Source organism: Kineosporia corallincola (assembly GCF_018499875.1).
GTDB classification, from domain to species: domain Bacteria; phylum Actinomycetota; class Actinomycetes; order Actinomycetales; family Kineosporiaceae; genus Kineosporia; species Kineosporia corallincola.
In genome coordinates, this window is the sequence record NZ_JAHBAY010000006.1 from 278914 (window position 1) to 293502 (window position 14589).

Sequence of the window (14589 nt, forward strand, 5' to 3'; positions counted from 1 at the left end):
AGGGTAACCGGCACCACCGACAAAAACGCCGGAACCGGCAGGGGCCGCACCCCGCCGGCTCCGGCAGCACTCGGAGGAACTCAGATCAGCGCTGGTACACCCGCACGTAGTCGACCACGTAGTCGGCCGGGAACGTGGTGCTCGCGTCCGGGGTGCCCGGCCAGTTCCCGCCCACGGCCAGGTTCAGCCGGATGTAGAAGGGCTTGTTGAAGGCCTGGTCGATCCACGGGGTGTTGGACTTGTTCCGGGTGATGGTCAGCTTGCCGTCCACGTAGAACCGGATCTCGCCCTTCTCCCACTCGGTCGCGAAGGTGTGCCAGCCGTCGCCGAGATTGCCCGCCGGCAACGGGTACTCGTAACCGACCTGGGGATGCGTGCCGACGTAGTCGTAGTGCAGCGTCTGGTAGACCTTGTTGCTGGTGGTACCGCCCGAGGCACTGCCGATGGCCTCCAGCACGTCGAGCTCACCGGTGCCGCCGTTGGTCGGGCGGAGCCAGAAGGCGGGCCACAGACCCTTCGACTTACCCGGCGTCATCGGCAGTTTGGCCCGGATCTCGAAGCGACCGTAGGTCCAGTCCTTCAGTCCCTTGGTGCTCAGGTGGGCGGAGCTGTACGAGCGGCCGTTCGGGAACCGGGCGTCGCTGCTACCGCACTTCAAGGGGGTGCTCTCGCGCCGGGCACTGAGGGTGAGCACGCCCTGGGCCACCTTGAGGTTCTCCGGCCGGTCCATCAGGCAGGGCAGTTCCTTGTTGCCCTCGCCGTAGGTGGAGTAGTTCTCGGCCTTCCAGACGGACCGGTTCAGCGAGCCGCCGTTGAACTCGTCGGACCAGACCTGCCGCCAGCCGGCCGGTGCCGCGGGTGCCGTGGTGGTGGACGTGCTGGTGGACGCCGGTGGCTTGGTCGCGGTGACCGGCGCCTGGGTGGTGGTCGTGGTGGCCGGCGGCTTGGTCGCGCTCGGCTGCGCCGTGGCGGTGGCCGTCACCGGGGGCTTGGTGGTGGCCGGAGGCTTGGTCACGGTGGCCGAGGGCTGGGTGACCACGCCGCCGGACGTGCCGTCGCTCATCACCACGTCGTCGATCACGATGCCGGTGTTGGCCGGGACGCGGTTGCCCACCACGTTGAGGTCGAGCGTGGCGCCGCTGGTGGCGGCCCGGTAGGTGGTGCTGACCGGGTGCCAGGCGGTGTCGGTCAGCCAGAGCGAGGCCTTGTTCTGGCCGCGCAGCGTGCGGCCGCCGTACTCCATGATGCGCAGTGACACGGAGACGTTGGGCCTGGTCGCGCGGACCCAGGCGTCGGCCCGGTAGCTCGCACCGGCCTTGGTCGAGGCGATCGTGTTCACGCTGTCGTTCAGCACGATCGTCTTGACCCCGGGTCCGGCGTGCGAGATCTCGGCCCCCTTGCCGGAGTGCCCCGCCACCAGGGCCAGCCGGGTGCCCGACCCGACGAACCAGCCGGCCAGGCCGTCGTCGAACGTCGAGTTCTTCACCACGTTGTTCGTGCCGGACGCCGTGGTGGTGACCACCACGCCGAGCACGGCCGCGACCGCACCGGCCGTGGCGACCGCCAGCACCGGACGCCGGCGCAGACCCCGTCGGCCGGGCCCGCGCCCGCCCGGGGCGGCGTGCCGGGTGACGCCGCCCTCCCCGTAGCTCCTTCCCGCCGGGAACCTGGTTCCCGTCGAAGCACCTCGCACCATTTCAAATTCTCCCGTGTGTCGCCGTTCGAAGTGTTGCGTTCGAATCTGGGCTCGAATACCGACCGGATCATTTCCCACCGTGCCGATCGGACGATATTTGGTACCGAATTCGAATGCACCCACGCAACCAATGGGGAGACGTTCGGAGAGATTTTGGGTTCACTTAGCGGTATTTGCGGAACAGACGTTTTCGCGTCCGGATCACGCTAGAAACCGGTCAGCCTCACGTCGTCCAGGAGCACGGTTTTGGCACCCACGTTGGACGAGGACCGATTCAGTGACACAAATACCTGCCCCTCCGAAGTGACACCAGAATCTGTCACTGTCGAATTCCAGGTGATCGGTTCCGGATCCCCGTCCGCCCAGATCCGGAACCGGATCGTAGAACCTTCCACCTGAATCCGCAGCCATTGTTTTCCGGTGCCCACGGTCTGCGCCCCGGTGGCCGTCGCCAGCGTGGTGGTGACCCCGTCCACCGACCTGACCACGTAGACCGTGCCGGTGGTCGGCGACAGCTGCACCCCGTAGCCGTTCTTCGGCCGGTAGGAGTTCTGCCAGCCGCCGGAACCGCGCAGGAACACCGACAGGAACGAGCTCGCCGTGCTCTCGTTCCACCGGAACGAGGTGAGCAGCTCGGCGTCGGCGGTCGCGGCCGGCCCGCTCAGCTGGGCCCGGGCGTACGAGCCGGAGACGTCGGTGAACGACAGGGCACCGGCGCCGGAGAGGGTCGTGACACTCCCGCTGCCCGCGGAGGTGGTCCAGCCGGCCGGCCAGGCATCCCCGTCGGCACCCGGGAAGTCGTTCTCGTACAGCACTTCCCCGGTCGCCGGCCCGTCCGGCTCGGCCACCTCGGCGACGGCGGTGGACGCGGACCGGTTGCCGGTCGCGTCGATCGCCCGCACCCAGTAGCGCGATCCGGCGGCGCCGTCGGGATCGGTCCAGCTGGTGCCGGTGGCGGTCGCCACCACCCGGTCGTCACGCAGCACCTCGTAGCCGGACGGCGAGCCGGTGGAAGCCGACCAGGTCAGCTGGGCACCGGAGGTGACCAGCGAGGCGCTGAGGTCACCCGGTGACCCGGGTGCGGTGGTGTCACGGGGACAGAGCTTGCCGAAGCCACCGAGCCACTGCTGCGTGGTGCCGGTGTACGACCCGCCGGTGAAATCCCCTCCGAACCAGAGACATCCGTCCGGGCCGTTCTTCAGCGCCCAGGGGCCCATGTCGTTGCGCGCCGACAGGCTGGACACGTAGAACTGCGGGATGAAGTCGCCGGTGGTGGCGTCCCAGGCACCGATGAAGCGAACACTGTTGACGTCCGAGGCGTTCGGGATCGGCGAGCTGTAACTGGTGGTGCCCGAATAGCTGAAATTCAGGCAGTGGCAGGCACCGTAGATCACCCCGTCCTTCTCGGCCAGGGCCTGGAAGTCGCCTCCGTTGCGGGTGATGTTGCCGCTCCGGAACTGGTACGTGTCACGGCCGTACCGGGCCAGAATGTGCTGCGACCCGCCCTGCCACACGTCGTCCCCGGTTTCGAGGATCGTCTGCTGATAGGTACTGCTGCCCGACCCGGCCGCCACCACCGGCGGCGACAGCCCCTCCACGTTGGCCGCGCCGCTCGCCGTGGACACCACGCCCTGCATCGGCGACGAGATGAAGTTGACGTTGTTGAAATTGCCCACCAGATAGACGCGATCGCCTTGCGCGGAGGCGTCCAGCTCGAACACCGTGCCGTCCACGTGCGGCTTCCAGTTCGGGTCGGGCGTGCCGTCGGCCACGCTGACCCGCGACATGCTGCGCAGCGTCAGCGGCGCGGCGATCGTGCTGCCGCCGGCCACCCGGTTGAACCGGCCGCCCAGGTAGAGCCAGCCGTCCTGGATGTCGATCGACCGCACGTTGTGCGTGTCGTCCCCCTCGTAGGCGGCGTACGCCCGCCAGCCCGTCACCGGGGCCCCGGTGACCGGGTCGAGCGCCGCCACCCCGGCCGTGTCCGCCACCCCGTCGACGTTCGAGAACTCGCCGGAGACGAAGAGTTTCGACCCGTCCGGGCTGGCGGCGAGGCTCCAGGCGGTGGCGTCGAGCGTGGGCCGGAACCCGGATCTCCACTCCCCGGTGTTCACATCGAAGGCCGCGAGATAGGACTGCTCGGTCTGCGCCCCGCCGGCTCCCTCCTTCACGTACCTGAATTTGCCCGCCACGTAGGCGGTGTCGCCGATGAACGCGAAGTCCTCCACCTCCGTCACCTCGCCGGCCGCACCACCGGTGGCCAGACCGGTGACGCCCCAGGGCGTGGCGTCCGAGGTCTTGTTCGCCAGCAGCGCCCGCACCGTGTCGGCCTCGGTGCCGTCGTCCGCGATCGCCGGATAGGCCGGTGTGGTGATCCGCGGGCGCACGAAGACCTGGGTGAACGGCAGCGCCGCCCGCTCGGTGGTGTAGGTCCACAGGTAGCTGGTGGAGTTGTTCTGCCCGCTGATGTTCGACCCGTACGCGAAACCCGCACGGTAGTTGTGGGTCTGGAGCGTGGTGGTGGTCAGCCGGGAGTAGTTCTGGTCGGTGCCCCAGCTCTGTGTGTTGGCCCCGGTGTAGCTGTTGCTGCCGACCCGGATCGAGGTCAGGTTGATGCCGCCGCCGAAGGCCCAGGTCCAGTTGGCCCGGTTCTTGGCCAGCAGCCGCACCTCCTGCCAGGTGGTGCCGGCCGTGTTGGTGGCCCGGCGCAACCGGACGCCGTCGGTCAGGGCGTCCACCCGGGTGTCACCGAGCAGACCCTGCACGGTGTCGCCGGGGAGCGTCGCGACCGCGAAAGCCCCTGTGCCGTCCGGAGTATTACGCACGGCGGCCAGGCTGCCCTGCCCGTTGGGCAGCCACTGCCAGCCGTCCCGGCCCCGGCCGAGCAGTACCCAGCCCCCGCCGTCCGTGGTCTGGTCGCAGTAGAACTGCTGCGGCGCCACCAGCTGCGGCGTCTGGAGCCAGTAGATCCCGTCCGCAGCCGACGGGTCGTTCTGCCTGATCTCCCAGCACGAGGCCGCGGCCCGGCCCGAGCTGCTGCCGTCCCGGGTCACCGCCACCGCGCGGGCCGGGGACGGTGCCACGAAGGCGAGAGCGGTTGCTGCGACCAGACCCACGAGCAGACTGCCGATGGTGCGCCTCAGACTCATCACTGCTCTGCCTCCGTCGCTCTGCGACACCGGGGAGATGTGACTTCCGGCAGTCAGAGTAAGTGGACATAAGGGGACACGGAGGCATATTTCGTAAATTCGACTTTGAGGCTTGTTAAGAATGTTTTGGCCGAGCCACCTGTGGACAAACGCGAGGCGCCCTCCGTGCCGGAGCACGGAGGGCGCCTGGGGTACTGCCCGCTCAGTCGGCCGAGGTGATCATCCCGGCGGCGACCGTGCGGTTGGTGTTCTCGTCGATCAGGATGAAGCCACCGGTCTCCCGGTTGCGCGCGTAGTCGTCGCACAGCAGCGGCTGGGTGGTGCGCAGACGCACCCGGCCGATGTCGTTGAGGTTGAGCTCCTGCGCGTCCTGGTCGCGGTGCAGGGTGTTGACGTCGAGCCGGTAGTCCAGCTCCTTCACCATCACCCGGGCGCTGCGCGAGGTGTGCTTGATGCCCAGCTTGCGGCCGGGGCGCAGGGCGTCCTCGGCCATCCAGCAGATCATCGCGTCGAGGTTCTGCGCGGCCTTGGGCGCGTTCTGCGGCCGGCAGATCATGTCACCGCGCGAGATGTCGATCTCGTCGTTCAGCCGCACCGTGACGGCCATCGGCGGAAAGGCCTCGGCCACCGGCCCGTCGGCGGTCTCGACGGCGGCGATGGTGCTGGTGAAACCCGAGGGCAGCACCATGATCTCGTCGCCGGCCTTGAGCGTGCCGCTGGCCACCGTGCCGGCGTAGCCCCGGTAGTCCGGGTACTGCGACGACTGCGGGCGGATCACGTACTGCACCGGGAACCGCACGTCGATCAGGTTGCGGTCGCTGGAGACGTGCACGTGCTCCAGGTGGTGCAGCAGCGAAGGTCCTTCGTACCAGGGCATGTTCGCGGACCGGGTGACGATGTTGTCACCCTTCAGCGCGGACAGCGGGATCACCGTCAGGTCGGCGATGTTGAGCTTGTCGGCGAAGCGCGTGAACTCCTCGCTGATCTCCTCGTACACCTCCTGCGAGTAGTCCACGAGGTCCATCTTGTTCACCGCGAGCACCAGGTGCGGCACCCGCAGCAGGCTGGCCAGGAAGGCATGCCGGCGGCTCTGCTCGACCAGGCCCTTACGGGCGTCCACCAGAATGATGGCCAGGTCGGCGGTGGAGGCGCCGGTGACCATGTTCCGGGTGTACTGGATGTGCCCGGGGGTGTCGGCGATGATGAACTTGCGCCGCGGGGTGGCGAAGTAGCGGTAGGCCACGTCGATCGTGATGCCCTGCTCGCGCTCGGCCCGCAGGCCGTCGGTCAGCAGAGCCAGGTTCACGTAGTCGTCGCCCTTGGCCGTACTGGCCGCCTCGACCGCGCTGAGCTGGTCCTCGAAGATCGACTTCGAGTCGTAGAGCAGACGGCCGATCAGCGTGCTCTTACCGTCGTCCACCGATCCGGCGGTGGCGAAGCGCAGCATGTCCATGGTCGGAGGCATGTCAGAAATACCCTTCCCGCTTGCGGTCTTCCATCGCGGCCTCGCTGAACTTGTCGTCACCGCGGGTGGCGCCGCGCTCGGTGATGCGGGTGGAGGCGACCTCTTCGATGATCTTGTCGAGCGTGTCGGCGTCGCTCCGGACGGCGGCGGTCAGGCTGGCGTCGCCGACGGTGCGGTAACGCACGGTCTCGGTGAAGACCTTCTCGTTCGCCTTCGGCCGGCAGACGTCGTGCACGCCGTAGAGCATGCCGCCCCGGTCGAACACCTCACGCTGGTGCGCGAAGTAGATCGACGGCAGCGCGATGTTCTCCTTCTGGACGTACTGCCAGATGTCCAGCTCGGTCCAGTTGGACAGCGGGAAGACCCGGATGTTCTCGCCCATCTGGATCCGGCCGTTGTAGATGTTCCACAGCTCGGGGCGCTGGTTCTTCGGGTCCCACTGGCCGAACTCGTCGCGGAACGAGAACACCCGCTCCTTGGCCCGCGCCTTGTCCTCGTCGCGCCGGGCACCACCGAAAGCGGCGGTGAACCGGTACTTCTCCAGGGCGTCGAGCAGGACGGGGGTCTGGATCCGGTTGCGCGTGCCGTCCGGCGGCTCGCTGACCAGGCCGCGGTCCAGGGCCTCCGGAACGCTGGCCACGATCAGCTGGACGCCGAGCTCGGCCACCCGGCGGTCGCGGAAGTCCAGGACCTCCTGGAAGTTGTGGCCGGTGTCGACGTGCATCACCGGGAACGGGATACGCGCGGGGAAGAAGGCCTTCTCGGCCAGGCGGAGCATGACGATCGAGTCCTTGCCACCGCTGAACAGCAGGACGGGACGCTCCAGCTCGGCCACCACCTCCCGGATGATGTGGATGGACTCGGCCTCCAGCGTTTCCAGCTGGGTGAGCCGGTACTCCGACGCGGTCATCGGGTGATCACCTCAGGAATGTGACGGGCAACGGTGGCCAGGATCTTCTCAGCGAACTCTGTGCGGCACACAAGAAGGTCCGGCAGCTTCGGGCTGACGCGGTTGTAGATCAGCGGGGAGCCGTCGATGCGGCTGGTGTGCAGCCCCACGGACTGCGCCACCGCGACCGGCGCGGCGCTGTCCCACTCGAACTGGCCGCCGGCGTGCAGGTAGGCGTCGGCCTCATTGGTCCAGACGCTCGAGCACTTGACCCCGGCCGAGCCCATCGGCACCAGCTCGGCGCCGAGCTCCTCGGCGACCTGGGTGACGAATGCCGGTGGGCGGGAACGACTCACGGCCAGGCGGATCGGCCCGTCGGGTCGGGGCGGCAGCACCGGCGGATCGTCGGTGCCGTAGGTGATGTCGCGGGCGGGCAGGGCGATCGCGCCGTCGGTCAGGCGGCCGCCGTACTCCCGGCCACGCTGCCACAACGCCACGTGCACGGCCCAGTCGCTGCGCGGTCTCTCGGAGAACTCCCGGGTGCCGTCCAGCGGGTCGATGATCCAGACCCGTTCGGCACTGAGCCGGGCGGCCGAGTCCGCCGCTTCCTCGCTGAGTACGGCGTCGTCGGGCCGATACTCCGCCAGCAGCTTGGCGAGCACTTCCTGTGCCCGCGCATCCCCGGCGTCCTTCAGTTCCTTACCCTCTGCTGAACCGGTCCGTACCTCGAGCAGTGCCAGACCCGCCGCATGAGCCAGGGTGCGGGCGAGACGCGCATCGTCACCACCGGGCTCGATCGTCATCACAAAGTTCCCTTCGCAGGAGCCGAAGCGGCATTGTCTCAGCTGGCGCCTGCTGCTTTTACCACCGCGACTCAGTAAGCACCCGATCCCTTCACCACGGCGCGCAGGGTGCGCCAGAGGATCGAGACATCGAGGGCGATCGACCAGTTGTCGGTGTACCGCAGATCGAGTCGCAGCGACTCCTCCCAATTCAGGTCGCTGCGCCCGCTGACCTGCCAGAGCCCGGTCAGGCCCGGCTTCACCTTCAGCCGGCGGGCCGCGTCGGCGGTGTAGCCGGCCACCTCCTCGGGCAGCGGCGGCCGCGGCCCGACCAGCGACATGTCCCCGCGCACCACGTTGAGCAACTGCGGCAGCTCGTCCAGCGAGAACCGGCGCAGCACACCGCCGAACCGGGTGACGCGCGGATCCTTACGGAGTTTGAACAGCACCCCGTTGCCGTCGCTGATCGCCATCAGCGCGGCCCGGCGGTGATCGGCGTCCACCACCATCGAGCGGAACTTGAACATGGTGAACTCGCGGCCGCCCGCCCCCACCCGGACCTGGCGGTAGAACACCGGCCCGCGGCTGGTGAGCCGCACCCCGAGCGCCACGGCCAGCAGCACCGGCGCGGCCGCGGCGGTGAGCAGGATGCCGCCGACCCGGTCGAACACCATCTTGCCGAGCATGCGGCCGCCGCTGGCGACCGGTCGTTCCAGATGCAGCAGTGACAGCCCGGCGACCGGGCGGATCGAGAGCCTGGGCCCGGCCACCTCGATGATGCCCGGGGAGACGATCAGTTCCACCCCGCGCTCCTCCAGTGCCCACGACAGGCGGCGCAGTGCCTGGCCGGACAGGTCCGGGTGGGAGACCACCGCGACCACGTGGGCACCGGTGTCGGCCACGGCTTCCAGCACCCGGCCCGGGTCGCCGACCACCGGTACGTCGTGCACGTGCGACACCTCGACGCCGACGAACGGCACGCAGGCCCCGACCGGCACCAGCCCGTGCTGCGGCTCGCGATCGAGCTTCTCGATCACCGACACCACCACGTCGGCCCGGCCCACCACGAGCACCCGCTGGAGGGCGAGGCCGCGCTCGCGCAGCCGGTAGATCCAGGTGCGCAGCCGCCGCCGGGAGAGCAGGGTGAGCAGCAGGGTGGCCGGGATCGCCAGGAACACGTAGCCGCGGGCGACCTCGCTGCGCAGGGCGTACGACACCACGGCGATGACGCAGAACATCACCAGCCCGGCCTGGAGGATGCGGCGGTACTCCTCCGGCCCGGTGCCGAGGAACCGGCGCTCGTAGCCACGCTGCGCGGCGATGATGGTGACCCAGAGCAACGGCAGCGAGAGGGTGAGCACCAGGTAGGCCGCGCCGGGGGCACCGAAGCGGGCCACGGCGGCCAGACCACCCGCGGCCAGCGAGGCCAGGAAGTCTCCGGCCAGGGCCTGGCGCTGGTAGCGCCGCATCAGCGAGTCGGGTTCGGCACTGCCCGGGCCGACGTGCCGTCCGGTGGTGAAAACCGGTCTGGAGGTGCGGGAAACGGGCGTATCACCGGCCAGCGGGACCACCGCGTCCAGCTGATCCACTTCCCTGCCGCGCGGCTCCATGACGGCCATCCGCCCTCCCCCGTGACTTAACAATCGCTTGATATCCGACCACACAGCGACAGCCAGCTCCGAGATCGGCGTCGACCCGTGAGGCTTAGGTGAATATAAGGCGATCAATCCCCTTTCATCTCAGAGTTGCCCATAGTTCACGAAACGCCACCTTAAACGGTAACTTAAATTGGGGTCGACACAACGCTGAGTGAGTGCTACCTGCCGACGGTGTTGTGCACTCCCTGAACGCGGGCAAAAGTGCTCCGCGAGAGGTCCTGAACCGCTTCAGCCGCCTGTCCGAGCATGAGGGCGACCTCTTCTCCCTGGGCCGACGCGAAATCGCGCAGAACGTAGTCCGCCGGGTCCATCCGGCCAGGCGGACGCCCGACCCCCAGGCGGATGCGGCCGTAGTCTTTACTTCCAATTGACTTACTGATGGAGCGCAGGCCGTTGTGGCCGCCCTCGCCCCCGCCCCACTTCATCCGCACGTCACCGAACGGGATGTCGAGCTCGTCGTGCACCACGATCAGCCGGGTCGGCGGCAGCTTGAAGAACTTCAGCAGGCCCGCCACCGGTCCGCCCGACTCGTTCATGTAGGTGCTCGGCTTGCCCACGATCATCCGGGCCCCGGGGGCGCCCCCCGTCGGTGCCCAGCGGCCGTCGTGGACCTGCGCCCGGGCCCGGTGGGTGCTGAACCGCCCGCCCATGGCGGACACCACCTCGTCCGCCACCCGGTGCCCGACGTTGTGCCGGTTGCGGGCGTACCTGTCACCGGGGTTCCCGAGACCGACCACCAGCCAGGGCAGGTCGGTCTCGTCGGTGGTGGGGTCGGTGGGCATCGGGGCTCCGGTTTCGTGGTGGCCGAACAGGGGACGACGGAAAGACCGGCCTCCATTGTCCCCGTGCGGTGGCCCGCTACCGACCGGGGGCGCGGACAGACCTCAGGGCCGGTCCCGCCTTGCGGTGGGACCGGCCCTGAGGTCGGTGACTCAGCTGTGTGCGACCGGGACTCAGGCCTCGGCCGGAGCCTCGGCGTCGCCCTCGGCCGGGGCGTCTTCGGAGGAGCGGCTGGCGTCGGAGACGACCAGGACGATGGCCTCGGCGTCGCCGGCCAGGCTGGCGCCGCTCGGCAGGGTGATCTGGCCGGCGAGCACCTGGGTGCCGGGCGCGAGACCCTCGATGCTGTGCTCGACACCGTCGGGAATGGCGGTGGCCTCGACCTCGAGGCTCAGCGAGTTGGTCTCGATCTGGGCCAGGCCACCGGGGGCCGGGTCACCGGTGAAGTGCACCGGAACCTCGACGGTGACCTTCTCGCCACGGCGGACGATGAGCAGGTCGACGTGCTCGATGGTGCCCTTGAGGGGGTGACGCTGCACGTCCTTGGGCAGGGCCAGCTGGCTCTTGCCCTCGATCTCGATGGTCAGCAGGGCGTTCGCGTTGCCCTTGAGCGCCAGCATGGTCGCGTGGCCCGGGAGGGCGACGTGGACCGGGTCGGTGCCGTGTCCGTAGAGCACGGCGGGCACCTGGTGGTCGCGGCGCAGCCGACGCGCAGCACCCTTGCCGAAGTCGTTACGCGGCGTGGCGCTGAGCTTTACCTCGGACACAACAGATCTCCTCAATCACGGGCGCGACCGAGGCCGCGCGCAGATTCAGCTGACGAAACGATATGACGGCACGCCCGGCAGAGTCACAGGCGGAAAACACGTAGTGAGTCCGCGTCGATCACGGTTGCTCGTATCACTGCAACCCTCGCCGAGGTAACCGGACCACTGTACATGACCGGCCGGGGCCCAGATTCGCCCATACACCCGACCCGACCTCCTCTTTCTTGATGATCATGCGTGACGCGCCGCTGAGGGCGGGCGAAACGTGCCTGATCACGCGAGGGGACGGCGGGCCGGGCGCGGCGGCACGACGGTTGTGGCGGGCAGCGCGGGTGCGCCACCCGATCGGGCGACGGGCGGACTTACTGCTCCGTGCCGGGCTCCGCGACAGGCTCTGCGACGGGTTCGGCGAGGGCCGCCTCGGCCGCCCGGGCGGAGGGGGTGCCCGCACGACGCCGCGACACCCAGCCCTCGCTGTTGTGCTGCCGGCCGCGAGCCACGGCCAGGGCGCCCGCGGGCACATCCTGGGTGATCGTGGAGCCGGCCGCGGTGTAGGCGCCGTCGCCGACGGTCACCGGGGCCACCAGCACGGTGTCGCTGCCCACCCGGGCGTGCGCCCCCACCGTGGTGTGATGCTTGTTCACCCCGTCGTAGTTGGCGAAGATCGTGGCGGCGCCGATGTTGGCCCCCTCGCCGATCGTCGCGTCGCCGGCGTAGGTCAGGTGCGGCACCTTCGCCCCGGCGCCGATCGTGGCGTTCTTGGTCTCGACGAAGGCGCCGATCTTGCCGTCCGGACCCAGAACGGTGCCCGCCCTCAGGTAGCTGAACGGCCCGACCCCGGCGCCGGCCTCGATCCGGGCCCCGCTGCCGTGGGTGCGCACCACCGTGGCGCCCTCGCCCACCACGCAGCCGGACAGCGTGGTGTCGGGGCCGATGGTGGCGCCGGTCTCGACCGTGGTGCCGGCGTGCAGCTGGGTGCCGGGCAGCAGGGTGACGTCGGGGGCCAGGCGCACGTCGACGTCCAGCCAGGTGCTGGCCGGGTCGACCACGGTGACGCCGGCCCGCATGTGCGCGACCAGCACCCGCCGGTTCAGCTCGGCCCCGAGCGTGGCCAGCTGCACCCGGTCGTTGACGCCCTCGACCTGCCAGAGATCGTGGGTGGCCACGGCGCGCACCCGCAGGCCGTCGGCGTGGGCGATGCCCAGCACGTCGGTCAGGTACAGCTCGTTCTGGTCGTTGTCCGCGCCGATGCGGCCGAGCGCGTCGGACAGCACCTTGGCGTCGAAGGCATAGATGCCGGAGTTGATCTCCCGGATCGCCTGCTGCTGCGGGGTGGCGTCGCGCTGCTCGACGATGCCGGTGACCGCGCCGGTGGCGTCGCGCAGCACCCGGCCGTAGCCGGTCGGGTCGCCCACCTCGGCGGTCAGCACGGTGACCGCGGCCTGCTCGGCGCGGTGCGCCTCGACCAGGGCGGCCAGGGTCTCGCCGGACAGCAGCGGCACGTCGGCGTAGGTGACCACCACCACACCGTCGACCTCGCCCACGGCACGCAGCCCGGCGGCCACGGCGCTACCGGTGCCGGGCACCTCGTCCTGGTCGGCGATCACCGCCTGCGGGGCGATCTCGGCTACGTGCCCGGCGACCTGCTCGCGCTGGTGACGCACCACCACGACCAGGTGGGACGGCCGGAGACCGCCGGCCGCGGCCAGCGCGTGCCCGACCAGGGAGCGCCCCCCGATCCGGTGCAGCACCTTGGGGGTGCGCGAGCGCATCCGCTTGCCCTCGCCGGCGGCCAGGACGATGACGGCAGCCGGCTGCTGTGTACTCACGGACGAACCCCTCCAGAACGCGATGCCACGAGCTCCCCCCACCTGATTCGAACAGGTACCTCAAGGCTCCAAAGGCCTGTGTGCTGCCGTTACACCAGGGGGGAAGGCCGCCCGCGGACGTTTCGCGCAACGATCCGTCGCGAGGGCCGGGGGCCAGTCTGCCAAGTCCGGGGCGTTCTCGTCGCATCGGTGCGGTTCGCGCGTCCGGATCGTTGCCTGAATCGTTGCCGGAACGACCACCCGAACGACCGCCCGAACGTCCACCGGATCGACCACCCGAGCACGACCGGACGACCGTGCGGACGGGTGACGGGAACGTCCGGACGAACGCCGGGCGGCCTGCCGAGAACGTCGGCCCGACCTCTGCCCAGTCCGGGGATCTCGGGTTACGCTTTCGTAAGTTACGGAACGTAGGTTGCCCGTCGCAGGCAAGCAGAGCCCGGCAGCGCAGCCATCCCCGGCAGACACCCGGCAGATGGGATTCCACCGTGAGCTCTCCGGCAGCCACCCCCGTTCCCCCCGGCCCCGTTCCCCCCGGCCCCGGACCGGGTGTGCCGGCGCCGGGCACCCCCGCCGACGGCCAGGGCACCCCCGCCGACCGCCAGGGCAATCCCGCCGATGGCCCGGGCACCCGCACCAGCCAGCCGGCCCGCCCGGCCCGGGGGGAACCGCATGTCGACCCGAACCCGAAGCGGCGCGGCGAGCACATCGCGCTGGCCCTGTTCATCGCGGTCCCGTTCGTGGCCCTGCTGGCCGCGGTCCCGATGGCCTGGGGTCGCCTGCTGCACTGGCACGACCTGGTCATCGCGTTCGTCCTCTACATGATCTCCGGCCTCGGCATCACGGTCGGCTTCCACCGGTTCTTCACCCACGGCTCGTTCCGGGCCAACCGCCCGCTCACCGTGGCGCTGGCGGTGGCCGGTTCCCTGGCGATCGAGGGACCGGTGCTGCGCTGGGTCGCCGACCACCGGCGTCACCACGCGTTCAGCGACCGGGAGGGCGACCCGCACTCGCCCTGGCGCTACGGCGAGACGCTGCCGGCCTTGCTCAAGGGCCTCTGGTACGCGCACATGGGGTGGCTGTTCGACCCGGAGAACACCAACCCGCGCCGCTACGCCCCCGACCTGATGCGCGACCGCGCCGTGATGTTCGTGTCCCGGTCCTTCGCCGCGCTGGTGATCGTGTCGCTCGGCCTGCCCGCGCTGCTCGGGTTCGTGATCACCGGCACCTGGCAGGGCGCGGCCACGGCCTTCTTCTGGGGCTCGCTGGTGCGGGTCGGTCTGCTGCACCACGTCACCTGGTCGATCAACTCGATCTGCCACGCGATGGGCGAGCGGCCGTTCCGCAGCCGCGACCGGTCGGGCAACGTGTGGTGGCTGGCCGTGCTGTCGTTCGGTGAGTCGTGGCACAACCTGCACCACGCCGACCCGACCTGCGCGCGGCACGGGGTGCTGCGGGGGCAGATCGACTCCAGCGCACGGGTGATCTGGTTCTTCGAGAAGCTGGGCTGGGCCACCGCCGTGCGCTGGCCGGACACCGCCCGGCTGGCCTCGCGGCGGGTCTGACGGCCTCGC

At 69.8% G+C, this 14589-nt stretch carries 10 protein-coding genes and 1 tRNA gene; 1 reads left to right on the forward strand and 10 read right to left on the reverse strand.

Going from position 1 to position 14589, the window contains the following annotated elements; all coding sequences use genetic code 11:
* Positions 1 to 85: 85 nt before the first annotated feature.
* The 10 genes from KIH74_RS16515 to KIH74_RS16560 all read right to left on the reverse strand — a co-directional run bounded on the left by KIH74_RS16515 (position 86) and on the right by KIH74_RS16560 (position 13119).
* Positions 86 to 1696: a family 16 glycosylhydrolase gene (locus KIH74_RS16515; protein WP_214156836.1), complete on the reverse strand. Its 1611-nt coding sequence runs from the start codon at positions 1694 to 1696 to the stop codon at positions 86 to 88.
* 206 nt (positions 1697 to 1902) lie between these two features.
* Complete coding sequence (locus KIH74_RS16520; protein ID WP_214156837.1) at positions 1903 to 4845, reverse strand: fibrinogen-like YCDxxxxGGGW domain-containing protein; 2943 nt, start codon at positions 4843 to 4845, stop codon at positions 1903 to 1905.
* A gap of 202 nt (positions 4846 to 5047) precedes the next feature.
* On the reverse strand, positions 5048 to 6310 hold the full coding sequence (cysN, locus tag KIH74_RS16525; protein ID WP_214156838.1) for a sulfate adenylyltransferase subunit CysN: 1263 nt from the start codon (positions 6308 to 6310) through the stop codon (positions 5048 to 5050).
* A gap of 1 nt (position 6311) precedes the next feature.
* Complete coding sequence (gene cysD, locus KIH74_RS16530; RefSeq protein WP_214156839.1) at positions 6312 to 7220, reverse strand: sulfate adenylyltransferase subunit CysD; 909 nt, start codon at positions 7218 to 7220, stop codon at positions 6312 to 6314.
* Entirely contained in the window at positions 7217 to 8002 is a 786-nt protein-coding gene (locus tag KIH74_RS16535) for a 3'(2'),5'-bisphosphate nucleotidase CysQ (RefSeq protein WP_214156840.1), read from the reverse strand. Before KIH74_RS16535 ends, cysD begins: the two co-directional genes overlap by 4 nt.
* 71 nt (positions 8003 to 8073) lie before the next feature.
* Positions 8074 to 9600 (reverse strand): sugar transferase, encoded by a 1527-nt coding sequence (locus KIH74_RS16540; RefSeq protein WP_214156841.1) that lies wholly within the window; start codon positions 9598 to 9600, stop codon positions 8074 to 8076.
* Between the two features lie 197 nt (positions 9601 to 9797).
* Complete coding sequence (gene pth / locus KIH74_RS16545) at positions 9798 to 10421, reverse strand: aminoacyl-tRNA hydrolase (protein WP_214156842.1); 624 nt, start codon at positions 10419 to 10421, stop codon at positions 9798 to 9800.
* 171 nt (positions 10422 to 10592) lie between these two features.
* On the reverse strand, positions 10593 to 11186 hold the full coding sequence (locus KIH74_RS16550; RefSeq protein ID WP_214156843.1) for a 50S ribosomal protein L25/general stress protein Ctc: 594 nt from the start codon (positions 11184 to 11186) through the stop codon (positions 10593 to 10595).
* A gap of 362 nt (positions 11187 to 11548) precedes the next feature.
* Complete coding sequence (glmU, locus tag KIH74_RS16555; protein WP_214156844.1) at positions 11549 to 13015, reverse strand: bifunctional UDP-N-acetylglucosamine diphosphorylase/glucosamine-1-phosphate N-acetyltransferase GlmU; 1467 nt, start codon at positions 13013 to 13015, stop codon at positions 11549 to 11551.
* Between the two features lie 32 nt (positions 13016 to 13047).
* Positions 13048 to 13119, reverse strand: a tRNA-Gln gene (locus KIH74_RS16560).
* A 447-nt stretch (positions 13120 to 13566) separates the two neighbouring features.
* On the opposite strand from KIH74_RS16560, the gene KIH74_RS16565 reads away from it, so the two are divergent.
* Positions 13567 to 14580, forward strand: a complete 1014-nt coding sequence (locus KIH74_RS16565; protein ID WP_372492079.1) for an acyl-CoA desaturase — start codon at positions 13567 to 13569, stop codon at positions 14578 to 14580.
* Positions 14581 to 14589: the final 9 nt, after the last annotated feature.